This window comes from Streptomyces sp. SLBN-31 (assembly GCF_006715395.1).
Lineage (GTDB): Bacteria > Actinomycetota > Actinomycetes > Streptomycetales > Streptomycetaceae > Streptomyces.
The window spans coordinates 1-24,734 of the sequence record NZ_VFNC01000003.1 but is presented as its reverse complement, the minus strand read 5'-3'; the positions used below and the strand labels follow the sequence as shown (position 1 = coordinate 24,734).

The 24,734-nt window shown below is 71.3% G+C and carries 20 protein-coding genes, 1 pseudogene and 1 riboswitch; of the genes and pseudogenes, 16 read left to right on the top strand and 5 right to left on the bottom strand.

From position 1 onward, the window contains the following. Positions 1 to 54: 54 nt before the first annotated feature. The gene (locus FBY22_RS37660; RefSeq protein ID WP_142152667.1) at positions 55 to 762 is read right to left on the bottom strand and encodes a hypothetical protein; all 708 of its coding nucleotides are present in this window, start codon (positions 760 to 762) and stop codon (positions 55 to 57) included. A gap of 210 nt (positions 763 to 972) precedes the next feature. On the opposite strand from FBY22_RS37660, the gene FBY22_RS37655 reads away from it, so the two are divergent. The 16 genes and pseudogenes from FBY22_RS37655 to FBY22_RS37585 all read left to right on the top strand — a co-directional run bounded on the left by FBY22_RS37655 (position 973) and on the right by FBY22_RS37585 (position 21,491). Beyond that, entirely contained in the window at positions 973 to 3,171 is a 2,199-nt protein-coding gene (locus FBY22_RS37655) for an N-6 DNA methylase (RefSeq protein ID WP_142152666.1), read from the top strand. A 145-nt stretch (positions 3,172 to 3,316) separates the two neighbouring features. Beyond that, positions 3,317 to 3,976: a hypothetical protein gene (locus tag FBY22_RS37650; RefSeq protein WP_142152665.1), complete on the top strand. Its 660-nt coding sequence runs from the start codon at positions 3,317 to 3,319 to the stop codon at positions 3,974 to 3,976. 38 nt (positions 3,977 to 4,014) lie between these two features. Further along, a complete protein-coding gene (locus FBY22_RS37645) occupies positions 4,015 to 5,511 on the top strand; it encodes a serine/threonine-protein kinase (protein ID WP_260845406.1) in 1,497 nt (498 codons plus the stop codon). Between the two features lie 183 nt (positions 5,512 to 5,694). Then, a complete protein-coding gene (locus FBY22_RS37640) occupies positions 5,695 to 6,522 on the top strand; it encodes a glycoside hydrolase domain-containing protein (RefSeq protein WP_142152663.1) in 828 nt (275 codons plus the stop codon). A gap of 156 nt (positions 6,523 to 6,678) precedes the next feature. Then, positions 6,679 to 7,326: a SurA N-terminal domain-containing protein gene (locus FBY22_RS37635; protein WP_142152662.1), complete on the top strand. Its 648-nt coding sequence runs from the start codon at positions 6,679 to 6,681 to the stop codon at positions 7,324 to 7,326. Positions 7,327 to 7,462: 136 nt separating this feature from the next. Beyond that, positions 7,463 to 8,470, top strand: coding sequence for a nucleoside triphosphate pyrophosphohydrolase (locus tag FBY22_RS37630; protein WP_142152661.1), 1,008 nt, complete (start codon positions 7,463 to 7,465; stop codon positions 8,468 to 8,470). 39 nt (positions 8,471 to 8,509) lie between these two features. Continuing rightward, complete coding sequence (locus tag FBY22_RS37625) at positions 8,510 to 10,606, top strand: hypothetical protein (protein WP_142152660.1); 2,097 nt, start codon at positions 8,510 to 8,512, stop codon at positions 10,604 to 10,606. Between the two features lie 170 nt (positions 10,607 to 10,776). After that, a complete protein-coding gene (locus FBY22_RS37620; RefSeq protein WP_142154530.1) occupies positions 10,777 to 12,117 on the top strand; it encodes a cytochrome P450 in 1,341 nt (446 codons plus the stop codon). 154 nt (positions 12,118 to 12,271) lie between these two features. Continuing rightward, positions 12,272 to 13,264 (top strand): transglycosylase family protein, encoded by a 993-nt coding sequence (locus tag FBY22_RS37615; protein ID WP_142152659.1) that lies wholly within the window; start codon positions 12,272 to 12,274, stop codon positions 13,262 to 13,264. A gap of 148 nt (positions 13,265 to 13,412) precedes the next feature. Next, positions 13,413 to 13,630, top strand: a riboswitch (cyclic di-AMP (ydaO/yuaA leader). Between the two features lie 3 nt (positions 13,631 to 13,633). Further along, entirely contained in the window at positions 13,634 to 14,317 is a 684-nt protein-coding gene (locus FBY22_RS37610; protein ID WP_142152658.1) for a transglycosylase family protein, read from the top strand. A gap of 355 nt (positions 14,318 to 14,672) precedes the next feature. Continuing rightward, the gene (eno, locus tag FBY22_RS37605) at positions 14,673 to 15,959 is read left to right on the top strand and encodes a phosphopyruvate hydratase (RefSeq protein ID WP_058924887.1); all 1,287 of its coding nucleotides are present in this window, start codon (positions 14,673 to 14,675) and stop codon (positions 15,957 to 15,959) included. 108 nt (positions 15,960 to 16,067) lie between these two features. Beyond that, positions 16,068 to 16,544, top strand: a complete 477-nt coding sequence (locus FBY22_RS37600; protein ID WP_142152407.1) for a septum formation initiator family protein — start codon at positions 16,068 to 16,070, stop codon at positions 16,542 to 16,544. Between the two features lie 23 nt (positions 16,545 to 16,567). Further along, a pseudogene (locus FBY22_RS45830) lies at positions 16,568 to 17,017 on the top strand (DUF501 domain-containing protein); the annotation flags it as partial. Positions 17,018 to 17,170: 153 nt separating this feature from the next. Beyond that, complete coding sequence (locus FBY22_RS45565) at positions 17,171 to 18,127, top strand: Ppx/GppA phosphatase family protein (RefSeq protein ID WP_260845346.1); 957 nt, start codon at positions 17,171 to 17,173, stop codon at positions 18,125 to 18,127. 444 nt (positions 18,128 to 18,571) lie between these two features. Beyond that, complete coding sequence (locus FBY22_RS37590; RefSeq protein ID WP_142152405.1) at positions 18,572 to 19,951, top strand: NAD(P)/FAD-dependent oxidoreductase; 1,380 nt, start codon at positions 18,572 to 18,574, stop codon at positions 19,949 to 19,951. A gap of 238 nt (positions 19,952 to 20,189) precedes the next feature. Beyond that, complete coding sequence (locus FBY22_RS37585) at positions 20,190 to 21,491, top strand: cyclopropane-fatty-acyl-phospholipid synthase family protein (RefSeq protein ID WP_142152404.1); 1,302 nt, start codon at positions 20,190 to 20,192, stop codon at positions 21,489 to 21,491. Between the two features lie 67 nt (positions 21,492 to 21,558). On the opposite strand, the gene FBY22_RS46135 is transcribed toward FBY22_RS37585, so the two are convergent. The 4 genes from FBY22_RS46135 to FBY22_RS37575 all read right to left on the bottom strand — a co-directional run. After that, entirely contained in the window at positions 21,559 to 22,869 is a 1,311-nt protein-coding gene (locus tag FBY22_RS46135) for an ABC transporter permease (RefSeq protein WP_399212603.1), read from the bottom strand. A gap of 36 nt (positions 22,870 to 22,905) precedes the next feature. Beyond that, entirely contained in the window at positions 22,906 to 23,229 is a 324-nt protein-coding gene (locus FBY22_RS46130; RefSeq protein ID WP_399212601.1) for an FtsX-like permease family protein, read from the bottom strand. A 79-nt stretch (positions 23,230 to 23,308) separates the two neighbouring features. Continuing rightward, positions 23,309 to 23,653 (bottom strand): hypothetical protein, encoded by a 345-nt coding sequence (locus FBY22_RS46125; protein ID WP_399212977.1) that lies wholly within the window; start codon positions 23,651 to 23,653, stop codon positions 23,309 to 23,311. Between the two features lie 435 nt (positions 23,654 to 24,088). Further along, the coding region (locus tag FBY22_RS37575; protein WP_142152657.1) for an ABC transporter ATP-binding protein at positions 24,089 to 24,734 on the bottom strand (646 nt) is incomplete at its 5' end.

Here is a 24,734-nt window from a genome sequence, read left to right as displayed (position 1 = left end):
GGGCGGGGCGGGGCGGGGCGGTTGCGGGGCCGGAGACGGGCTTGGCCGGTTCGGTCAGGCCTTCTTCCAGTCCTTGCAGCCGGTCGTCTTGAAGTAGCCGTCCGAGGCGCTGATGGTGACGACGGCCGTGCCGCTGACGTTGTTGTTGGCGATGATGGAGTTCATGTCGCCCTTGGCGTCCTTGGTGCGCTCCCAGTAGCAGGAGTCGTCGGTGTTGCCGGTGGAACGGTAGGTGCCGGGCGCGATGTCGGCGCCGACTCTGAACATGCCGCCGTCGCCGGCCATCCGGGCGGCGGGCGTGCCCTTGGCCTTCGCCTTGAGCTCGACGGCCTCCCAGTCCTTGCAGCCGTTGGACTTGAAGATCTTGTCGGTGGCCTTGACGGTCACGTAACTGGCGCCGGTGACGTTGTCGTTGGCGAGGATCGAGTCCATCTCGCCCTTGGCGTCCTTGGCGCGCTCCCAGTAGCACATGCCGTCGCTGTTGCCGGTGGTGCGGTAGGTGCCGGGCTTGATGTCCTTGCCGACGCGGAACTCGCCGTCCCCGGCGAAGGCGACCTTCTTCTCGGCGGCCTTCGTGCCGCCGCTGTCCTTGCCCTTGGCGGTCTTCTTGCCGTCGGAGTCGTGGCCGGCGGAGGCCGAGGTGCCCTTGTCGCTGCCGCTCTTTCCGTTGTCGTCGCCGTTGTTGCCGGCGTTCGCCGACACGGCACCGATGACGACGATCCCGACGACGGCCCCCAGTGCGACCTTGCCCTTCATGCCCATGGCTGTGTCCCCCCTCGGACGGTGCGGCCGCCTCCTAGTCGGCGGCCGCTGTTCGATGGGTCAATAACAGCAGAGCTTGTGAACCGAGTCAACATGGTTCACGAGATGAGATGTGTACACGGGCGTGAAGGGGTAGATCTTGCCTGCGTCGGTATGCTCGGCTCACACGCAGAGGTCGGGGATCACGGGGACGACGAGGGGAGCCGACGGGTGCAGGACAACGCGACAGAGGTGACCGCCGCCGGAATCGCCCGGCTGGCCGGCGTCGGCCGCGCCGCCGTCAGTAACTGGCGCCGCCGCCACGCCGACTTTCCCAAGCCGGTCGGCGGCACCGAGACCAGCCCCTCCTTCGCGCTCGCCGAGGTCGAGGCCTGGCTGCGCAAGCAGGGGAAACTCGCCGAGGTCCCGCTGCGCGAACGCGTCTGGCAGCAGCTCGCGGGGCACCCCGAGGGGCCGGTCACCGCGCTCACGCACGCGGGGTGCGTACTGCTGCTCATCCACGACCGGCCGACGGTGTGGCTCGAGGTCGGTTCGGGGTCGGACGAGCGGCTGGCCGCGATGCTGCCGGGGGCGCTGGAGCAAGTGCTGGTGCCGCGGTTCGGCGCGGGGGTCGCGAAGGCGTCGGTCACTGTGAACGCTCCGGTTTCTGTGAACTCGCCGTCGCCGGTCAACCCGCCGTCCGGAGCGAGCACGCCTGAGGCTGTGAATAGATCGCCGTCGTTGGTTCACGGCGTGAACGCCCCCTCTGCGGTTCACGCTGTGAACGCCTCGCCGGCGGTTCACACCCCCACCGGCCCCCAACTCCTCCCCTCCGCCCCCCTCCTGCGCGGCGCCGCCGAACTCGCCGCCGACCTGGGCGCCCGGCAGGCCTTCGAGTTCCTGCTCGGTCGGCATCTCGACGCCAACCCGCGCCAGTACACGCTCACCCCCACCGAACTCGCCGGCCTCATGGCCGACCTGGCCGGCCCGGCCCGCACCCTCCTCGACCCGGCCGGCGGCACCGGCACCCTCCTGCGCGCCGTCTCCCCCCGCCCCGACCAGGAGCTCTACACCCAGGACAGCGCCCCCGACCTCGCCGCGCTCACCGCGCTCCGCCTCGCCCTGCACACCCGCGCCACCGTGCGCGCCGCCGCCGGCGACACCCTGCGCGCCGACGCCTTCCCCGACCTGCGCGCCGACGCCGTCCTGTGCCACCCGCCGTTCAACGAGCGCAACTGGGGGCACGACGAACTCGCCTACGACCCCCGCTGGGAGTACGGCTTCCCCGCCCGCAACGAGTCCGAGCTCGCCTGGATCCAGCACGCCCTCGCCCGCCTGCGCGACGGCGGCACCGCCGTACTGCTCATGCCGCCCGCCGCCGCCTCCCGCCGCTCCGGCCGCCGTATCCGCGCCGACCTGCTGCGCCGCGGCGCGCTGCGCGCCGTCGTCGCACTGCCGATCGGCGCGGCACCGCCGTACAACATCCCGCTCCACCTGTGGGTGCTGCACCGGCCCGACAAGGCGCCCGCGCAGCCCGAGGTGCTGCTCGTCGACACCGGGCAGTACGCGACGGAGGGGCGCGGCGGCCCCGACTGGCGGGCGGTGCGCGAGGCCGTGCTGGAGGCCTGGGGCGCCTTCGACCGCGCGGGCACCCTTCAGGAACGGCCGGGGCTGGCCCGCTCCCTCCCCGTCATCGACCTCCTCGACGACGACGTCGACCTCGCGCCGGCCCGCCATCTGCCGCCGCCGACCGCGGCCGACGGCACCGACGCGCTCACCGCCGTACGCGAACGACTCGGCGACACCCTGCGCCTGACGGTCGAACTGACTCCGCCGCCCGCCGACCCCGCGCAGCCGGCGCCCCGCTGGCCGTTCACGACCGTCGGTGAACTCGCGCGAGGGGGTGCCCTGGTGATGCGTACGGGCGGAAACGGCGGCCACGCGCGTGTGCCCGTTCTCACCGACCACGACGTGCTCGCCGGTACGGCGCCCTCCGGCACGCTTCCCGAGAGCGACGAGGAGGCCGTGCTGACCGAGCCGGGCGACGTCGTCGTGCCGGTGCTCGGCGGTGGCGCGGTGGCGCGCGTGATCGACGACGCGACGGGGGGCGCCGCCCTGGGGCGCAACCTCGTTCTTCTGCGCCCCGATCGCACGGCGCTCGACCCCTGGTTCCTGGCCGGCTTCCTGCGCGGCACCGCCAACAACCGCCAGGCCAGCAGCTACGCCTCCACGGCCACGCGCCTGGATGTGCGCCGGCTCCAACTGCCCCGGCTCGCGCTCGACGAACAACGGCGCTACGGCGCGCGGTTCCGCGCACTCGACGAGTTCGAGCGGGCGCTCAGGCGCGCGAACCGGCTCGGGGACCAGCTCGTGCGCGGTATGTACGACGGGCTGACGGACGGGACGGTGGCGCCCGGCCGAGACGGCTGAGGCGGCGCCTCCAGGACCACGCGCCGTCGTACGGAGTGGATCAGCAGGACAACGGTTCGGTACAAGCCGGACCGGTTGTCCTTGTCGGCCTATACGCTCGGACACGGCACACACGTCCGCCCCCACCAGGCCTCCAGGAGCAGCCATGCAAGGCCCCGGCTACGCGCCGCCTCCGCCGAAGCGACCCTCGACGGGTGTGCTGGTCGTGCTGCGCGTGATCTTCGTGGCCGTGGCGATCCTGAGCATCGGGTTCCTGGCGTGGGTGGCGACGCTCCGCGCGGCGATCGTGACGCGCCGGGCCGTCGACTGGTGGGTCTTCGCGGCTTCGGTGGTGGTCCTGGGCACCAGCTTCGCCTTCCTCAGCACCGACCACACCGACGACTTCAGCAGCCCGAACGGCAACATCGGCATGAGCATCCTCCTGCTGAACGCGGTGGCCTGCGCCGGGTACTTCCTCTACGCGGACATACGCCACTTCAGCCGGCCCGGCCGCCCGGCCTGCGCCGGGCAGCCGCCGATGACGCCGGGTTACGGATACCCGCAGTCCTCCTCGCCGTTCACCGCGGCGACCGTGCCGAGCACCCCGCGGCCGCCGTACACCCCGCCCCCGATGCCCCACACGCCCGCGCCCCCCGTACCCGCCTCCCACACGCCCGTGCCCCAGCCGCCCGCGACGGCCCCCGCGCCGCCGCAGCGGCCCGCGCCCGCCCGCATCGACCAGGTGCGCGCCGAACTCGACGAGCTCAGCGACTACTTGCGCAAGCACCCCGGCGGGAGCGACGGCAACCACGAGGGCGGAAGGTGACCGTGACGGCAGGACGCGTCGTCGCCGGGCGGTACGAACTGTCCACGCTCATCGGACAGGGCGGCATGGGACAGGTCTGGACGGCCTACGACCAACGGCTCGACCGGCGCGTGGCGGTGAAGCTGCTGCGCCCCGACAAGGTGGCGGGCCAGGAGGCCGACGAACTGCGGCGGCGGTTCGTGCGCGAGTGCAGGGTGACCGCGCAGGTCGACCACCCCGGGCTCGTCACCGTGCACGACGCGGGCAGCGAGGGCGAGGAACTGTTCCTCGTCATGCAGTACGTCGACGGCGCGGACCTCTCCGACCACCTCGCCGAGCACGACCCGTACCCGTGGCAGTGGGCCGTCGCGGTGGCCGCGCAACTGTGCGCCGTGCTGAGCGCCGTGCACGCCGTGCCGATCGTCCACCGCGACCTCAAGCCGCGCAACGTGATGGTCAAGCAGGACGGCACCGTCACCGTCCTCGACCTGGGCGTGGCCTCCGTCATGGACGCCGACACCACCCGGCTCACGCACACCGGCACGCCCATCGGCTCGCCCGCCTACATGGCGCCCGAGCAGGCGATGGGCGGCGCGGTCGGCCCGTACACCGACCTGTACGCGCTCGGCGTGCTCCTGCACGAACTGCTCAGTGGTGACGTCCCGTTCGCCGGCTCCACCGCGCTCGGCGTGCTGCACCGGCACCTCTACGAGCCCCCGGTGCCCGTGCGCCGTATCCGCCCCGAGGTGCCCGAGCCGCTCGAAGCGCTCGTCCTGCGCCTGCTCGCGAAGGACCCGCAGCATCGCCCGGCGTCCGCGCAGGAGGTGTACGAGCACCTGGCGCTGCTCCTGCCCGCGCGCGGGACGCCCACGGGGGCGCCCCTCGACCCCACGCGCCCCTTCCTGCGCCCGCACGCCCCCTGGCCGGACCGCGCGCGCACGCCCGCGCCCCAGCCCGCCCCCGTCACGCCCGTGCCCGAGAGCGCCGAGAAACCGGACGTCGCACGCGCCGTCGACGAGGTCAAGCGCCTCCTCGGCGAGGGTCGCATCACCCAGGCCGTCGACATCCTCGGCGCGATCCTGCCCGCCGCTGCGGAGCAGCACGGCGAGCACTCCCCGGTCGTCCGCACCCTCCGCAAGCAGTACGCGGCCACGCTCATGGACGACGGCCAGTACCGGCGCGCGCTGCCCGAACTGCGCCGTCTCGCCGACGAACGCGCCGCCGAGGCCGGGCAGGCCGACCCGCAGTCGCTCCGGTTCCGCTACGAGGCCGCCCAGTGCCTGGAGGCGCTCGGCGATCCGGCGGGGGCGCTCGCGGAGTACCGCGCGCTGCTGCCGTACTACGAGAACCAGTACGTGTCGGCGGGCAACCCCGAGCTCTCGCACGAGGTCCGCCGCCGCATCGGCCACCTCCTCCTCGCCCTCGGCGACCGCCCCGCCGCGCACGACGCGCTCGCGCGCCTGCTGATGGACGTGGAGCACCTGCGCGGCCCCGCCCACCCGCTCGCGGCCGAGATCCGCCGCACCCTTCAGTGGCTCGGACAGGTGCGCGGCTAGCGGAAGGCGCACGATTTTGCCGTGCCATGAGGGAATCTTGTGAACCCACGGGGCTGGAGTTTCCCGAACGCATGAACGTCGCCGGATAGGTTGCGGTTCGTTTTTGCCAGGCATCGCCTCGAATGCGCGGGCAATCGCACGCGTGGGCAATCGCCTCGACGCACAACCAAGGGTGGGGAATCCATGGCCGGCCACCGGCAGTCCAAGAAGCGCAGATACATCACGTGGGCCGTCGCCGGCGCCGCCGTCGTCGCCGGGGCGGGCATCGCCGCGCAGACCTCCATGGCCGCCACCACCTGGCCCGCGCAGAAGACGTACACCGGGCGGGCCTTCGACACCTGCGCCGCGCCCTCCCTGTCCGCGATGAAGGCCTGGCACACCGGCTTCTACGGCGCCGCCGCCGTCTACGTCGGCGGCCGGAACCGGGGCTGCTCCCAACCCAACCTCACCGCCTCCTGGGTCAAGTCCGTCAGCACCCTCGGCTGGAAGCTCATCCCGCTCTACGTCGGCGCCCAGCCGCCCTGCCAGTCCGGCTCCAACCCCGAGAAACTCACCGCCACGACCGCCGCCTCCCTCGGCAGGACCGACGCGGACGACGCCGTCGCCAAGGCCTCAGCGCTCGGCATGAAGGCCGGCAGCCCGATCTACCTGGACATGGAGTCGTACGACATCACGAACACGTCGTGCAACAACGCCGTGCTCACCTACGTCCGCGCCTTCGACAAGGAACTGCGCGCCAAGACCTACCGGGCCGGCTACTACGGCTTCACCAGCTCCAGCGCCAAGGCCATCGCGAACGCCACCGACAAGACGGACCTGCCGGGCAACCTCTGGTACGCCCTGTGGGACAAGCAGAACACCACGACGGCGGACTGGCCGTTCGGCTCGACCCAGTACACCGGACACAGCCGCGGCCACCAGTACCTGGTCAACAGCAAGGAGACGCGCAACGGCTACACGATCACCGTGGACCGCGACGCGTGGGACGCCCCGGTGGCCATCACCGGCTGAGCCTCCTCGGGCCTCCTGGCCGGGGCGGTGCCCGACGCCGCGGTGAATCGTTGGTCGAATGGGTCGGTCGAAGGCTTGGCCACAGCCGTCCCACTGCCTAACATCGATCACCGCAAGACTTTGTGCACCGTCGCACAATCTCCTCGGGAGGCTTCCTTGCACCGCCGTCGTCGCACCGCGCTCCTGCTCACCGCCGCGATCGCCGCTGCGGCACCCCTGCTCACCGCCTGCGGAAGCGACTCGCATCCCGGCGCCGCGGCCGTCGTCGGCGACCAGCGGATCACCGTGGGGCAGCTGCAGAACCGGGTCAACGAGGTACGCGCGGCCCAGCGCGCGGCCGTGGCGAACGACGCGCAGTACAAGCAGGCCGTCGCCCAGACCGGCAGCCTCACCCGCGACACCCTGCACAACATGGTGCTCGACCGGGTACTGCACCGGGCCGCCCAGGACAACGGCGTGGCCGTCACCACCAAGGAGATCCAGCAGATGCGCACCGGCCTGGAACAGCAGGTCGGCGGCTCCAAGGCGCTCGAGACGGCATGGCTGCAGCAGTACGGCGTGGCCCCCAGGCGCCTCGACGACAGCCTCCGCCTCCAGCTGGAGGCACAGAAACTCGCCCAGACCCTCGGCACCGACACCAGCAAGCCCGCCTTCTGGAGCGCCCTGTCCAAGGCCTCCAACGAACTCCACGTCGACCTCAACCCGCGCTACGGCTCCTGGGACGTCCAGAAGAGCAGCCGCGTGGACGCGAAGACGCCGTGGGTGCGAGAGGTCACGACGGCGGCCTCGCAGGGCACCCCGTAGCCGGAGGAACGGTCCGGCAGCAAGGCGGGCGCCCCTGTGGACGCCCGCTCCTGCCTGTGCACGGACGTCTGCCCCTGTGGACCCCCGCCTGTGGACAACTCGTGGGGCTGTCGGCGACGTGCGTTAGCTTCGAATCGTGAACGCAACCAGCTTCGACCCCGCCCCCGACCAGGACCCCGAAGAGGCCCTCGCCCCCGGCCGCATCGTCCTGCTCACCACCAGCCACCGCGTCGCGCCCGGTCTTCTCTCCTGGCCCGCCTGGCAGGTCCTGCACGCCGCCGACCGCGTGCTGTGCGCGGACGGCGCCCACCCGCAGCTGCCCTATCTGCGGGAGGCGGGCATAGGGGTCGACGATGCGTCCCCGACGGCGGAGGAATTGGTGGCCGCCTGCGCCGGAGGCCGCACGGTGGTCGTCGTCGCCACGGGCGAGGGCGAGCCCGCCCTCACCGACGGCCTGGCACGCCTCGCCGGTTCGGGCCGGGTGAGCATGCCCGAGCTGGAACTCCTCCCCGCCTCCTACGACCTCCCCGGCGCCCGTCTCCTGGACCTCGTCCAGGTCATGGACCGGATCCGCGCCGAGTGCCCCTGGTCCTCCCAGCAGACCCACAAGGGCCTGGCGAAGTACGGCATCGAGGAGGCATACGAACTCGTCGAGGCGATCGAGGACGGTGACCGCGACGAGCTGCGCGAGGAACTGGGGGACGTCCTGCTCCAGGTCGTCTTCCACTCCCGCATCGCCGAGGAGGACCCGGACGCCCCCTTCTCCATCGACGACGTGGCCGGCGGCATCGTCGCGAAACTCATCCACCGCCACCCGCACGTCTTCGGCGACGAGACCGCCTCGACCCCGGAGGAGGTCAAGGAGCACTGGCTGCGCACCAAGGCGATCGAGAAGCAGCGGGAGTCGGTGACCGACGGCATACCCCTCGGCCAGCCCGGCCTCGCCCTCGCCTCGAAGCTGGCGTCGAGGGTGCGCACGGCGGACTTGGAGGTGCCGCTGCCCACCGGGGAGGGCATCGGGTACGAATTGCTGGCGCTGGCGGCGCGGGCGGAGGCCGAGGGAGTGGATCCCGAGGCGGCCCTGCGCGTGGCGGCGCGGACCTATCGCGACGCGGTGCGCAGGGCCGAGGGGCTTGAGCGTTAGTACCGTTGTCCCGAGCGCGGGGCGAGGCAAGGGGGCCTGATGGAAGCCGAGTTGGCGGCGCTGGCGGCTGCGGGAAGCTCGGCGGTCGTGCAGGCGATGGCGACGGACGCGTGGGCCGGCGTCCGGGAACGCGTCGCGCGGATCCTCGCCGCCACTGAAAGCGGCGCCGGCGGGGAGGGTCGCGCGGGTGGGCAGGGCCGCGCCGACGGTGAGAGCGGCGAGGGCGGTGAGAGCCCGGCGGACGGGAAGGAGCGCGCCGAGGGTGAGGACCGTGCCGACGAGGGGCGCCGTGCCCAGGAGGGGCGCCCTGCCGAGGAGGGGCGTCACGCCGAGGACGAGGGCCGTGCCGACGAGGAGCGCCTCGCCGCAGGAGCGGCCGAACTCGACCTGGCCAGGGAGAAGCTGCTGGCCGCGGACGGCATGGACATGGTCACCGAGGCCATCGAGACCCACACGGAGGCCGAGCTGCGCGCGAGGCTGCGTCGGCTGCTCGCCGCAGACCCGGGTGCCGCAGCCGAACTGCGCGACCTCATAGCCGAGTTCGCGCCGCTCGCGGACGGCAGCCCGGCGGTCACCAACACGATCACCGGGGGAACCTTCGACGCTCCCGTCGTGCAGGCCGGCACGATCCAGTCGCTGACCCTGCACCACACCCCCGAGGCCGCCAAGGACCACATCGACTTCCGCGAGAGCACCTTCAACGGCACCGCGATCGGCGTGCAGCACGTCCACGCCGCCGCGCCCGAGCGGCCCCGCGCCGTCGCCGACGGCTGGCCACTCCTGGGCGCCCTCCGGCTCCCTCCCGGCGTACGGCCCGCGCGCCGCCTCGGCGACGAGACGGACCAGCCGCCGTACGTGCCGCGCGACTGCGACCCGGCGCTCGACCGTCTGCTGGCGGAGGCGCTGCGCTCGGGGGGCCTGGTCGTGGTCACCGGGGAGCCGCTCGCCGGGAAGACGAGGACGGCCTGGGAAGGGCTGAAGCGAGCCGCCGCCGACGGCACTCGTGTCTGCGTCGCGCACGAAGGCACCGACCTCGGCTCCCTGTCCGGCGCACTGCAGGGGCGCGACCCCGAGGGCACTCACGTGGTGTGGCTGGACGACCTCGCGGGCCACCTCGACGAGCAGGGGCGGACGGCCGGAGTCGTCTCCCGGCTCACGCACGAGGGCGTGCTCGTGCTGGCGACGATGCGGGACGAGGCGTACGCGACGCACGGGTTCGGGGACCATCCCCACGCCCGGCTGCTGCGCGGGGCCCGCAAGCTCGAACTGACCTGCCGTTGGAGCGGGCCGGAACTGGAACGGCTGGCGGAGGCTCAGGCGCGGGACCCGAGGCTGGAGGACGCGGTCCGCTGGCGGGAGGAGCTGGGCGTGACCCAGTTCCTCGCGGTCGGGCCGGAGCTGGGGGAGGAGTGGCGCTGGGCTCGGCGGCCGGACGGGCGGCCGTGGGGGTACGAGCTGGTGCGGGCGGCGATCGACGCGGCCAGGTGTGGGCTGCGGCGCCCGTTGGCGGCGCCGGAATGGCGGATGCTGCTCGTCGGTGCCGAGTACGGGGTGCTCCTGGAGGACGAGTGGCTGTCCGAGGAGCTGTCCTGGGCCGGTCGGCCTCGCCTCGGCGTCACGGGGCTGCTCGTTCCGGAGGAAGGGGAGGGCGGCAGGGCCTGGCGGGCGAGCGGAGCCCTGGTGGCGGACGCGTTGCGTTCCCCCGGGTTCCCGCCGCCCGGGCCCTACCTCTGGCGGAACATGACCGCGCTGGCACAGCGGGCGGGCGCCGCCGAGTTGGGCGCGGTCGTCGCCGCCGGCCGTGCGGCCCTGCGGGCCTCTGCCGCGGCGGGTGACGCCGACGCCCGCAAGGTCATCACCGACCTCGCGGACCTGGCCGGCGACGAGGCGGACGCGGACCGCTGGCGCGGGCTGCACTTCAACGCGGTCGGCGACCGGGAGAAGGCCTTCCACTTCCTGGAGAGGGCGGCGAGCGCGGGCCACCCGGAGGGCCGGCTGGACCTCGCGGCCCTGCACCTCGTCCGCGCCGAACACTGGCTGGCCGAGGCGGCCGAAGACGGCTCCCCGGCCGCCGCGGCCACCCTCGCCGCCCTCCGCGAGGCACTCCCCCCGAACCCGGATACGGTCAAGGAGTGACCGGCCAGCCCACCCCCGACCAGCCCACCCCCACCACGGCACCCACCCCCGCGCCCGCCACCCCGGCCTCAGCGACCCGCACCCCCGCGCCCGCGACACCCGCGACCCCCGAGCCCGACGCCCCCGCCACCCCGGTGGAGCCCGCCACCCCGGTGGAGCCCGCCACCCCGGTGGAGCCCGCCACCCCGGCGGAGCCCGCCACCCCGGCGGAGCCCGCCACCCCGGCGGAGCTCACCACCCCCGCGAGCCCCGACCTCTTCACCTGGGAATTCGCCACCAACCCCTACCCCGCCTACGCCTGGCTCCGCACCCACGCCCCCGTGCACCGGACGACCCTGCCCAGCGGGGTCGAGGCCTGGCTGGTCACGCGTTACGCCGATGCCAAGCAGACCCTCGCCGACAACCGGCTCTCCAAGAATCCGGCCCACCACGACGAGCCCGCGCACGCCAAGGGCAAGACGGGCATTCCCGGTGAGCGCAAGGCCGAGTTGATGACGCATCTGCTCAACATCGACCCGCCCGACCACACCCGGCTGCGCCGCCTCGTCTCCAAGGCGTTCACGCCCCGCAGGGTGGCCGAATTCGCGCCGCGCGTACAGCAGTTGACCGATCGGTTCATCGACGGGTTCGCGGGGAAGGGCGAGGCCGACCTCATCCACGAGTTCGCCTTCCCACTCCCCATCCATGCGATCTGCGACCTGCTCGGCGTCCCCCGCGAGGACCAGGACGACTTCCGGGACTGGGCGGGGATGATGATCCGGCATCAGGGCGGGCCCAGGGGCGGGGTGGCGCGGTCGGTGAAGAAGATGCGCGCCTATCTCGCCGACCTCATCCACCGCAAGCGCGCCGCCCTCCCGGACACCCCCGCCCCCGGCGAGGACCTCATCTCCGGTCTGATCCGAGCCTCCGACCACGGCGAGCACCTCACCGAGAACGAGGCCGCGGCGATGGCCTTCATCCTGCTCTTCGCGGGGTTCGAGACCACCGTCAACCTCATCGGCAACGGCACCTTCGCCCTCCTCGCCCACCCCGAGCAGCGCGCCCGCCTGCAGAGCTCCCTCGCCGCGGGCGAACGCGGCCTGCTGGAGACCGGCGTCGAGGAACTCCTGCGCTACGACGGCCCGGTGGAGCTCGCCACCTGGCGGTTCGCCACCGAGCCGCTGACGATCGGCGGACAGCACATCGCGGCCGGCGACCCCGTCCTCGTCGTTCTCGCCGCCGCGGACCGCGACCCCGCCCGTTTCACCGAACCCGACACCCTCGACCTGTCCCGACGCGACAACCAGCACCTGGGATACGGCCACGGCATCCACTACTGCCTGGGCGCCCCGCTGGCCCGGCTGGAGGGCCAGACCGCCCTCGCGACGCTCCTCACGCGGCTGCCGAACCTCCGACTGGCCGGGGAACCGGGGGAGTTGAGGTGGCGGGGCGGGCTCATCATGCGCGGACTCCGCACGCTCCCGGTCGAGTTCACCCCGGTCGACGTATCGCGTCCGACCGCGCAAACGTGACACGCGCTCAAGTCTGTGATCTTCACGTGATCTACGCGGCATTAACTTGTGACAAGTGATCGGTAGCCGCTACGTTCACGGATCAACAGCGGCGCGAGGTTTGGCCCAAGCTTCACGCGCCGCGGTCACTGCTGTCTCGCGAAAGGCCCTCCGCATGCTCTCCGGGAACGGTCGTCACCGTCGCCCCCGCCAGGCTCCGGCTCTCCTCGTCGCGGCCGGAGTGACCGGCTCCGCCATCGCGATCCCGCTGTTCGCCGCGGGTGGCGCCAGCGCCGCCGACGGGACCACCTGGGACAAGGTGGCGCAGTGCGAGACGGGTGGCTCCTGGAGCGAGAACAGCGGCAGCGGCTTCTACGGCGGCCTGAAGCTGTCCCAGGCGGACTGGGAGAAGTACGGCGGCCTCGACTACGCCCCCCGGCCCGACCTGGCCAGCCGCAACCAGCAGATAGCCGTCGCCGAGAAGCTCCTGGACGCCGAAGGGGTCGGCGCTTTCCACACCTGTGGACTGACGTCGGGGCTCAGCAAGGACTCAGGGTCGGCCGACGTGGACACCGGCATCGGGGGCGGATCATCCGACTCGTCCGGTTCTTCTGACAGTTCGGACTCCACCGGTTTGTCCAATTCGTCGGGTAACGCGTCGAGCGACTCGTCCGGCGACTCCGCCTCCTCGGACGCGTCCGGTTCACCCTCGGCCTCTCCCGGCTCTTCCTCGCATTCCAGTGGCAAGTCCAGCAAATCGGACAGCTCGGCCTCGCCCTCCACCTCGACTCCGAGCGCGTCCCAGGGTGCCGGCGACTCGTCCGCGGGACGGGCGAAGAGTGACGAGTCGGACAATTCTCAGCAGGCCCTGGGCTCTTGGAGCCTCGTCGACACCGGAGCCGTCGACTCCGCGACGACCGGCAGTGGCACCGCCGGCACCGGCAAGCACCGCGGCGCCAGTGCCGACGAGAGTGCCGACGGCGGCGCCGCGAAGGCCGCCGCGCACGACTCGTACACGGTCCGCACCGGGGACACTCTCGCCTCCATCGCCGACTCCCTTGACGTGGACGGCGGATGGCGCGCCGTCTATGACGCGAACAGGCAGGCCATCGGTACCGACCCGAACCACATCTTCACCGGTCAGACCCTGGATCTCCCTGCCGAATAGGGCGAAATACGGCGGGAGTTCACGTCACGCTTCGCGTTGAATGTCCGGTTTGGCGAAAGTGTGGGATGAGTCTCAGAAGCCCTGATCGTCTTTGAAATTCCGCGGATTCCGTGTCTACGGTCATGACCGCTCGGCAACCCGAGCCCCGTCTGCCGCAACGCCGAATCCTGCCAGCGGCCGTACGGGAACAGTCGTCGCTTGACAGCGCCGTAGGCAGGAGCGGGGGACCCAAGGTAAGTGCCCCACCGGGTGGTTGACGGTGGTGGCTCGGGGTGAAGCCGCGGCTCGCGAGAGCGAGGCCGCGGCCGGGCAACTCAACCGGCCCGAACCCGACAGCTCACCTCGCAGGCGTCGGTGAGGGGATCCACCATGCTGTTTTCCGGCAAGGGCAAGCACCGTCGTCCGTCCAAGGCCACCCGCGCTGCCGCGCTCGCCGGTGTCACCGGTGTCGCCATCGCCGCCCCGCTGATGGCGGCCGGCAACGCCTCCGCCGCCACCGCCTCCGAGTGGGACGCCGTCGCCCAGTGCGAGTCGGGCGGCAACTGGTCCATCAACACCGGCAACGGCTACTACGGCGGCCTGCAGTTCTCCGCCTCCACCTGGGCCGCGTACGGCGGTACCGCGTACGCCCCGCAGGCCAACCAGGCCTCCAAGTCCCAGCAGATAGCCGTCGCCGAGAAGGTCCTCGCCTCCCAGGGCAAGGGCGCCTGGCCGGTCTGCGGCACGGGCCTGTCCAGCGCCGCCTACAACGGCGCCGGTGCCTCCACCGGCTCGTCGAGCAGCACCACCACCCGCTCGACCGCCGAGCAGCAGGCCTCCCGCTCCTCCGAGCGTCCGGCCGCCAAGAAGTCGACCAAGACCGTCACCACCCCGACCGGCAAGAAGGTCAAGAAGGGTGACGGCGAGTACAAGGTCGTCAAGGGCGACACCCTCAGCTCCATCGCCGCCGAGCACAAGGTCAAGGGCGGCTGGAAGAAGCTGTTCGACCTGAACAAGGGCATCGTCGAGGACGCCAACCTGATCTACCCCGGTCAGCAGCTGCACCTGAAGTAAGGCACAGCCGAACCACAGGCCCCGCACATCCGTGTCCCCCACAGTGGGGGCACGTGAGGGCCACCCCCGTCCCCATGGGCTCCCCGCTCCGGTGCGTCTTCCCCCGTACGCACCGGAGCGGGGCTTTTCTCTGTCCGGCGTAGGCCCGTCGCCCGTCCGTCGTCGCCCGGGATACATGCTGTGTTCACCCGTCTTTGTTCCGTGGGTGAACAATAGGTACCGTCTGTCCTTGTCCACGGGACGGTCGGTCGGCTGGCCGATGGCCCCGGGGCGGTTAGGCTCTAGTCGCAAGGCTGAGGTGGGGCCTGGAAAGGCCCATGTGCCCCGCACAACCAGCGTCACATCCAAGAAGGAGATGCTCGTGCCGTCCATCGACGTCGTCGTAGCCCGGGAAATCCTGGACTCCCGAGGCAACCCCACGGTCGAGGTCGAGGTCGGCCTCGACGACGGCAGCACGGGTCGTGCCGCCGTCCCGTCCGGCGCCTCCACGGGCGCCTTCGAGGCCATCGAGCTCCGCGACGGCGACCCCAACCGCTACAAGGGCAAGGGTGTCGAGAAGGCCGTCCTCGCCGTCATCGAGCAGATCGGCCCGGAGCTGGTCGGCTACGACGCCACCGAGCAGCGCCTGATCGACCAGGCCATGTTCGACCTGGACGCCACCGACAACAAGGGCTCGCTCGGCGCCAACGCCATCCTCGGCGTCTCGCTCGCCGTCGCCCACGCCGCCTCCGAGGCCAGCGACCTCCCCCTCTTCCGCTACCTGGGCGGCCCGAACGCGCACCTGCTGCCGGTGCCGATGATGAACATCCTGAACGGCGGCTCGCACGCCGACTCCAACGTGGACATCCAGGAGTTCATGATCGCCCCGATCGGCGCGGAGACCTTCTCCGAGGCCCTGCGCTGGGGCGCCGAGGTCTACCACACCCTCAAGTCCGTGCTGAAGTCCAAGGGCCTGGCCACCGGCCTCGGCGACGAGGGCGGCTTCGCCCCGAACCTGGGCTCCAACCGTGACGCCCTCGACCTGATCCTCGAGGCCATCAAGCAGGCCGGGTACGTCCCCGGCGAGCAGATCGCCCTCGCGCTCGACGTCGCCGCCTCCGAGTTCTACAAGGACGGCAAGTACCAGTTCGAGGGCAAGGACCGCTCGGCCGCCGAGATGACGGAGTACTACGAGGAGCTCGTGGCGGCCTACCCGCTCGTCTCCATCGAGGACCCGCTGTTCGAAGACGACTGGGCCGGCTGGAAGGTCCTCACGGACAAGCTCGGCGACAAGGTGCAGATCGTCGGCGACGACCTGTTCGTCACCAACCCCGAGCGCCTGGCCCGCGGCATCGAGGAGGGCACCGCCAACGCCCTGCTGGTCAAGGTCAACCAGATCGGCTCGCTGACCGAGACCCTGGACGCCGTCGAGTTGGCCCAGCGCAACGGCTTCAAGTGCATGATGTCCCACCGCTCCGGCGAGACCGAGGACGTCACCATCGCCGACCTCGCCGTCGCCACCAACTGCGGCCAGATCAAGACCGGCGCCCCGGCCCGCTCCGAGCGCGTCGCCAAGTACAACCAGCTGCTGCGCATCGAGGAGATCCTCGACGACGCCGCGGTGTACGCGGGCCGCAGCGCCTTCCCGCGCTTCAAGGGCTGAGCCGCAAAGGGTCAATCCTGAGCCAGTCGTACGTACGTCCCCGCACCGGTCCCGTACCGTGTGCGGGGACGTACGCACGTGTGAACGGCATGAACGGGAGGCGGGGACATGGCCGTGAAGGACCGGGACCGGTTCTCCACCGCGACCAGGCTCAGACTGCTCGGCGAGCAGACGGCGGCCCGGGTCTACCGCTCCCAGACCAAACGGCAGGCCCACCGCTCCCGGCTGACGGGCCGCGCCGCGCTGCTCGCCCTGGTGCTGTGCACCCTCGTCGTGGCCCTCGCCTACCCGATAAGGCAGTACGTCTCCCAGCGCGCCGAGATCTCCGACCTGCAGCGCCAGGAGCAGCAGGCCAAGGAGCGGGTCGAGCAGCTGCGCGACCTCAAGGCACGCTGGCAGGACGACTCCTACGCCGAGCAGCAGATCCGGCAGCGCCTGCACTACGTGATGCCGGGCGAGACGGGATACGTCGTCGTCGACCCGGACCGCGCCAAGCGGTCGCGCGCCGAACGGGACGCCGCCGACCGCCCGTGGTACGCGAACGTCTGGGACGGGGTCGACAAGTCCGACGCCTCCGACCAGTGACCTGACCAGAAAGACAGTTCTCAGTGGAAACGCCTCCGCCGCCCACCCCGCGCACCGAGCCCACCGACGCCGACGTCGAGGCCTTCAAGCAGCAGCTCGGGCGGCCGCCGCGCGGGCTGCGCGCGATCGCCCACCGCTGCCCGTGCGGACAACCGGACGTCGTGGAGACGGCGCCCCGGCTGCCGGACGGCACGCCCTTCCCGACGACGTACTACCTGACGTGCCCGCGCGCCGCCTCGGCGATCGGCACGCTGGAGGCGAACGGCGTCATGAAGGAGATGACGGAGCGGCTGCGGACCGACCCGGAGCTGGCCGCCGCGTACCGTGCCGCGCACGAGGACTACATCCGGCGGCGCGACGAGATCGAGGTGCTGGAGGGCTTCCCGAGCGCGGGCGGCATGCCGGACCGGGTGAAGTGCCTGCACGTGCTCGTGGGCCACTCCCTGGCCGCGGGCCCGGGCGTCAACCCCCTGGGCGACGAGGCCATCGCGATGCTCCCCGAGTGGTGGCTCAAGGGCCCGTGCGTGCAGCCGCTGGCGGCACCGGACCCGGCGGACGAGTTCCCCGGCGAGGAGGCCGAGGAGGACCCGACCGTGGTCCGCAGCGGCTTCTTCTCGGCCCGGCCGATGACGCCCAGGGGCTTCAGCCGGGTCGCCGCGGTCGACTGCGGCACCAACTCCATCCGGCTGCTGGTCGCCGACGTCAACCCCGGCACCGGCGAACTGCTGGAGCTGGACCGGCGCATGACGATCGTTCGGCTCGGCCAGGACGTGGACCGCACCGGCCGGCTGGCCCCGGAGGCGCTGGAGCGCACCTTCGCGGCCTGCCGGGAGTACGCGGAGGTGATCCGCGACCTGGGCGCCGAGAAGGTCCGTTTCGTGGCCACCTCGGCCTCCCGGGACGCCTCCAACCGGGACGACTTCGTGCAGGGCGTCGTCGACATCCTCGGCGTCGAGCCCGAGGTGATCTCCGGTGAGCAGGAGGCGGAGTTCTCCTTCACGGGGGCGACCAAGGAACTCAAGGGCCGCGACGACCTCGCCCGGCCCTACCTGGTCGTGGACATCGGAGGCGGGTCGACCGAGTTCGTCGTGGGGGACGACCACGTGCGGGCGGCCCGCTCGGTGGACGTCGGCTGTGTGCGGATGACCGAGCGGCACCTCGTGGTCGACGGCGCGGTCACCGACCCGCCCTCCGAGGAGCAGATCGCGGCCATGCGGGCCGACATCGAGCGGGCCCTGGACCTCGCGGAGGAGACGGTGCCGCTCGGCGAGGCGCGGACGCTGGTCGGGCTCGCCGGATCGGTGACCACCGTGTCGGCCATCGCCCAGGAGCTGCCCGAGTACGACTCCGCGCGCATCCACCACTCCCGCGTCTCGCGCGAGCGCGTCCGCGAGATCACCGACCGGCTGCTGCGCTCCACCCACGCCGAGCGGGCGGCCGTGCCGTCCATGCACCCGGGACGCGTGGACGTCATCGCCGCCGGGGCCCTCGTCCTGCTGTCGATCATGGAGCGGACGGGCGCCGAGGAGGTCGTCGTCAGCGAGCACGACATCCTCGACGGCATCGCGTGGTCGGTGGCGTAGGTCTCGTTTGTTACCGATAGGTAGCTCTCTGACGAGCAGGTCGGATAGCGTATGAGCGCACCGGAGGGGCCTTCGCGGGCCCCTCCGTTATGTGTCGTCGGGAAAGTTCGTGAAGTTCTTCACAAGGAATTCCGCCCCCGAGATCCGTGAAACGGTCCCGGTTGGGCCTTTCGAGGGTCCAACGGCCCCTTGAACATGTTCAGAATCATGGTATGAAGGGGGTCCCGGAGGCCCTCGAGGAGAGGTGTTTCGGAGGACTCACCGCACCTCCGGAGGCCCAGAGAGGCAGCTCACGCGGCATTGACAACGGGTCGTAACGGACCTGGCCCGAGGGTCCGCGCCAGGACCTTGGTCACGCGGGTCGCGGAGGATAACACACACCTTGTCGGAGCTTGTGAAGGGGCGCACGAGCTACCCCCCTGAGACGGGTGGATACTCGATGCCATGAGCACCACGGAGCGTCCCAGGATCCTCGTAGTAGGCGGTGGGTACGTAGGCCTGTACGCAGCTCGGCGCATCCTCAAGAAGATGCGCTACGGCGAGGCGACCGTCACGGTCGTCGACCCCCGGTCGTACATGACCTACCAGCCCTTCCTCCCCGAAACCGCAGCCGGCAACATCTCCCCGCGCCACGTCGTCGTCCCGTTGCGACGCGTGCTGCCGAAGGCGGAGGTCCTCACCGGCCGCGTCACCACCATCGACCAGGACCGCAAGGTGGCCACGATCTCCCCGCTGGTCGGTGAGGCGTACGAGCTGCCCTTCGACTACCTGGTGATCGCGCTCGGCGCGGTCTCCCGCACCTTCCCGATCCCCGGCCTCGCCGAACAGGGCATCGGTATGAAGGGCATCGAGGAGGCCATCGGCCTGCGCAACCACGTGCTGGAGCAGCTCGACAAGGCCGACTCCACCACGGACGAGGAGATCCGGCGCAAGGCCCTCACCTTCGTCTTCGTCGGCGGCGGCTTCGCCGGTGCGGAGACCATCGGTGAGGTCGAGGACATGGCCCGCGACGCGGCCAAGTACTACAAGAACGTGTCCCGCGAGGACATGCGCTTCATCCTCGTCGACGCCGCCGACAAGATCCTGCCCGAGGTCGGCCCCAAGCTGGGCGCCTACGGCAAGGAGCACCTGGAGAGCCGCGGCGTGGAGATCTACCTCTCCACCTCGATGGACTCCTGCGTCGACGGCCACGTGGTGCTGAAGAACGGCCTCGAGGTCGACTCCAACACCGTCGTGTGGACCGCCGGTGTGAAGCCCAACCCGGCGCTGGCCCGCTACGGCCTGCCGCTCGGCCCCCGCGGCCACGTGGACTGCGAGCCGACCCTCCAGGTCAAGGGCACCGACTACATCTGGGCCGCCGGCGACAACGCCCAGGTTCCGGACCTCGCCGGCCGCAAGGCGGGCAACGAGAACGCCTGGTGCCCGCCGAACGCCCAGCACGCCCTGCGTCAGGCCAAGGTCCTCGGCGACAACGTGATCTCCGGTCTGCGGGGCTTCCCGCAGAAGGACTACAGCCACGCCAACAAGGGTGCGGTGGCCGGTCTCGGCCTCCACAAGGGCGTCGCGATGATCGTCATGGGCAAGATGAAGATCAAGCTCAAGGGCCGTCTCGCTTGGTACATGCACCGCGGTTACCACGGCATGGCGATGCCGACCTTCAACCGCAAGATCCGCGTCTTCGCCGACTGGACCCTCGGCATGTTCCTCAAGCGCGAGGTCGTCTCCCTGGGCGCCATGGAGAACCCGCGCGAGGAGTTCTACGAGGCCGCCAAGCCCGTCCCGGCGGCCGCGAAGCAGGAGAAGACCGAGGCCAAGGCCTCCTGACCGGACCCCGGTCGCCGAACGAACCGAAGGACCTCCCGCCATCCGTGGTGCGGGAGGTCCTTCGGCGTTCGGGCTCCGGGTCCGGGCTCCGGGTCCGGACTCCGAATGGGCGACCCGAGTAGATGGTCTCTGCACCTTTTTGCATATTCGTGACGCCGCCGGGGGACTGCACAGTCGCCCGGGTTTTGTTTTCGTGGTGCTGGGCATTCCGGGATCGCCTGTCACGGAGGTGTGCGCCATGGCCGACGCCGCGTCGCGGCTGAAGAGCCTCGTCGAACAGTTGCTGGGAGCGCCGTTGCCGGTGCGCATCCGCGCCTGGGACGGTTCGCAGGCGGGGCCGCCGGACGCGCCGGCCCTGGTCGTGCGCAACCGCCGCGCCGTGCGCCGCCTGCTGTGGAAGCCGGGAGAACTGGGGCTCGCGCGGGCCTGGGTCGCCGGGGACCTCGACATCGAGGGGGACCTGTACGCCACCCTCGACCTCATGGCGGAGCTGGTGTGGGAGCGCGGGGAGGACGCCCGGAGCCTGCCGCAGATGCTGCGGGACCCCGAGGTGCGGGCCGCCGTACGCGGCCTCGTGAAGATCGCCGGGCTGCCGCTGCCGCCCGCGCCGCCCCGCGAGGAGGTCCGCAAGGTCCGGCACCTGCACACAAGGCGCACCGACAAACGGGCCATCAGCCACCACTACGACGTCGGCAACGACTTCTACGAGATCGTCCTCGGCCCCTCGATGGTCTACTCGTGCGCCTACTGGCCCTCCCCGGACGCCACCCTGGAGCGGGCCCAGCACGACAAGCTCGAACTCGTCTGCCGCAAGCTCGGTCTGACGGAGGGACAGCGGCTCCTCGACGTCGGCTGCGGCTGGGGCTCCATGGCCGTCCACGCGTCGCGCGAGCACGGGGTGAACGTCGTCGGCATCACCCTCTCCCACGAACAGGCCGCCTACGCCCGCAAGCGCGTCGCCGACGCGGGGCTGACCGACCGGGTGGAGATCCGGGTGCAGGACTACCGGGACGTCGCCGACGGCCCGTACGACGCCGTCTCGTCGATCGGGATGGCCGAACACGTGGGCGCGGACCGATACCTGGAGTACGCCGAGAACCTGCACCGGCTGCTGCGGCCGGGCGGACGGCTGCTCAACCACCAGATCGCCCGCCGGCCACAGGGCGACGAGTCGGCCTACGACGTCGACGAGTTCATCGACGCGTACGTCTTCCCCGACGGCGAACTCGCGCCCCTCGGCACGACCGTCACCCAGCTCGAACGCGCCGGGTTCGAGGTGCGCGACGTCGAGTCCATCCGCGAGCACTACGGGCTCACCCTGCGCCGGTGGGTGACCAATCTGGAGGCCCAGTGGCCGCGCGCGATGCGGCTTGCCGGGCCCGGGCGGGCCAGAGTGTGGCGGCTGTACATGGCCGCCTGCGCCCTCGCCTTCGAGCACAACCGCATCGGCGTCAACCAGGTGCTGGCCGTACGGACGCCGGAGGACGGCGGGTCCGGGATGCCGCTGCGAGCCCGGACGTGGGGTGCGGATCCCGCGTAGAAGCGCCCGGGAGTACGTACGAGGGGGCCCGTCCGAGCGTCGGACGGGGCCCCCTCGTGGCGTACCGCTACTCCGACTTGATCGCCGTCAGCATGTTCAGGCGGGCGGCGCGCCGGGCCGGCCACAGGGCCGCCAGGATGCCGACCGTCGCCGCGAGGAGGAGGAAGACGGCCATCCTCGCCCAGGGCAGGACCAGTTCGTACGTCGCCATCTTCGTGCCGAGCAGCTCGCCGGCCGCCCAGCCGAAGAAGACGCCCAGGCCGATGCCGAGCACCCCGCCGAACAGGGAGATGACCAGGGACTCCAGGCGCACCATGCGCTTGATGCCCTTGCGGTCGAGACCGATCGCGCGGAGCATGCCGATCTCCTGCGAGCGTTCGAAGACCGACATGGCCAGGGTGTTGATGACGCCGAGGACGGCCACGATCACCGCCATGGCCAGCAGGCCGTAGAGCATGTTCAGCATCAGCGTGAACATCTGCGCGATGTCGTTGGACAGGTCCTGCTTGCTCTGGACCTTGATGGCCGGGTTGGTTCCGAGGGCCTTCTCCAGCTTGTCCTTCGTGGCGCTCGACGCCCCGTCGGCCGTCCGGACCAGGACCTGCATGTCGCCCGGGTCGGTCATGTGCGGGGTGACCACGGCCTTGTCCAGCAGGATGCCCCTGATCAGCTCGTTGCCCTCGTAGACCCCGGAGACCGTCAGGCGGGAGGACCTGCCGTCCTCGTAGTGCGCGGTGAAGGCCGAACCGGCCTTCCAGCCGTGCGACTTGGCGGTGTCCTCGTCGACGACGACCTGCGTGCCGCCCACCTTGAAGGTGCCCTGGTCGACCTTGAGGTCGGTCAGCTCGCCGATCGCGGCGCCGTTCACCCCGGTCAGGGACTCGCCCGTGCCGTCGATGCGCGAGTAGACGTTGCGCAGCGGGCTGGTGGCGGTCACCCCACCGGTCGCGTTCAGTTTCCGGTCGACGTCCGGCGAGAGGTAGTTGCCGTTGGCCATGGAGACCACGTAGTCGGCCCTGATCGCGGCGGAGGCCATCTTGTCGATCGACTTCTGCAGGCTGCCCGCCATCACCGTCATGCCGGTGATGAGGGTGAGTCCGATCATCAGCGCGGACGCGGTGGCCGCGGTGCGGCGCGGGTTGCGCACCGAGTTCTGGCGGGCCAGCTTGCCCGCGACACCGAAGATCCGCAAGGCCGGCGCGGCGGCCGCGATCAGCGGGCGCGACAGCAGCGGCGTGAGGATGAAGACGCCGATGATCAGCAGGACCGCGCCGAGACCCATCGGGGCCTGACCGTCCGAGCCGTCCATCGTCGTGGCGGCCAGCACCACCGCGACGCCCGCGGCGCTGAACAGCGCACCCAGGGTGTTGCGCAGCACCAGTGACTTGGTCGTCGCCTGGGCGTGGATGCTGCCTCATCGCGGCGACCGGCGGGATCTTCGCGGCCCGGCGGCCGGGCAGCCAGGCCGCCAGCATGGTGATGACGATGCCGACCACGAGGGCGCTCGCGACCGTGCCCGGCGTGATGACCAGCGGCCCGTCCGGGACGGTTGGGCGCCGAGGGTGCCCATCAGCGAGCGCAGACCGGCGCCGATGCCGATGCCCGCGACCAGGCCCGTGACGCCCGCGACCGTGCCGACCACGAACGCCTCGATCAAGCACCGACGGGTGACCTGGCGGCGCGAGGCGCCGACCGCGCGCATCAGCGCGAGTTCCCGGGTGCGCTGGGCGACCAGCATGGTGAAGGTGTTGGCGATGATGAACGTGCCGACGAAGAGCGCGATGCCGCGAAGACCAGCAGGCCCTGCTTCAGCCCGCTCATCGAGGACGAGATCTGCTCGGCCTGGTCGTCGGCGAGCTTCTGGCCGGTGGTGGTCTCCACCCGCTCCGTGCCCAAGCGCCTTGTCCAGCCCGGCCTTCAGCGCCGGCCTGGGAGGTGCCGGCGGCGGCCTTCACGTCGATCTCGTCGTACGTGCCGGGCTTGCCGAACAGCTTCTGGGCGGTGGCGTGTCGAACAGGGCGAGGCTGCCGCCGGCCGGCGACGTTGCCGTCGTCGGTGGTGAAGACGCCGCTGATCGTCGGGGTGAGGACCGGGCCGTCGACGGAGAGGCGGACCGTGTCGCCGACCTTGTACCCGGCGCGTTCGGCCGTCTTCGCGTCGATGGCGACCTGGTTCGCGCCGTGCGGAGCGCTGCGGCCTTGAGCGGGTACGGGCGTCCTTGTCGCCCCAGTAGTTGCCGCCCTGCGACTGGAAGCCGCCGCCGATGAGCTTGCCGTGCTTGTCGGCGATGGCGGTGAAGCCGTTCACGACGCCGACCGCGGAGGCCGCGCCCGGCACCTTCGCGCTCCGGTCGAGCATGGCCTGGGTCAGCTCGGGCGTCTTGCTGATCGTGTTGCCCTTGTCCTCCTGGTACTTGGCGGACACGGCGACGTCGACCCGGTCGAAGCCCTTGGCCGAACTGTTCTGGTAGGCGTCGGAGATGGTGTTGGTGAAGACCAGGGTCCCGGAGACGAACGCGACGCCGAGCATGACGGCGAGCACGGTCATCAACAGCCTGGCCTTGTGCGCAAGCACGTCGCGCAGGGCGGTGCGGAACATCAGCTGGTACGGCCCTTCGCGTCGAACTGCTTCATGAAGTCCAGGACGGACTCCGCGGTGGGGCCGTACATGTGGTCGACGATCCGTCCGTCCGCGAGGAAGACCACCCGGTCCGCGTACGCCGCCGCCACCGGGTCGTGGGTCACCATCACGACCGTCTGCCCCAGCTCCCGAACGGAGTTGCGCAGGAAGCCCAGGACCTCGGCGCCGGAGCGGGAGTCGAGGTTTCCGGTCGGCTCGTCGCCGAAGATGATGTCCGGCCTGGAGGCGAGGGCCCGGGCGACGGCCACGCGCTGCTGCTGGCCGCCGGAGAGCTGGGAGGGGCGGTGGCCGAGCCGGTCGCGCAGGCCCACCATCTCGATGACCCGCTCCAGCCACTGCTTGTCCGGCTTGCGGCCCGCGATGTCCATCGGAAGGGTGATGTTCTCCAGGGCCGTGAGCGTCGGCAGCAGGTTGAACGCCTGGAAGATGAAGCCGATCTTGTCCCGGCGCAACTTGGTGAGCTGCTTGTCCTTGAGCGAGCCCAACTCGGTCTCGCCGATGCGCACGGATCCCGAGGAGAAGGTGTCGAGGCCGGCCACGCAGTGCATCAGCGTGGACTTGCCCGACCCGGAGGGGCCCATGATCGCGGTGAACTCGGCCGCC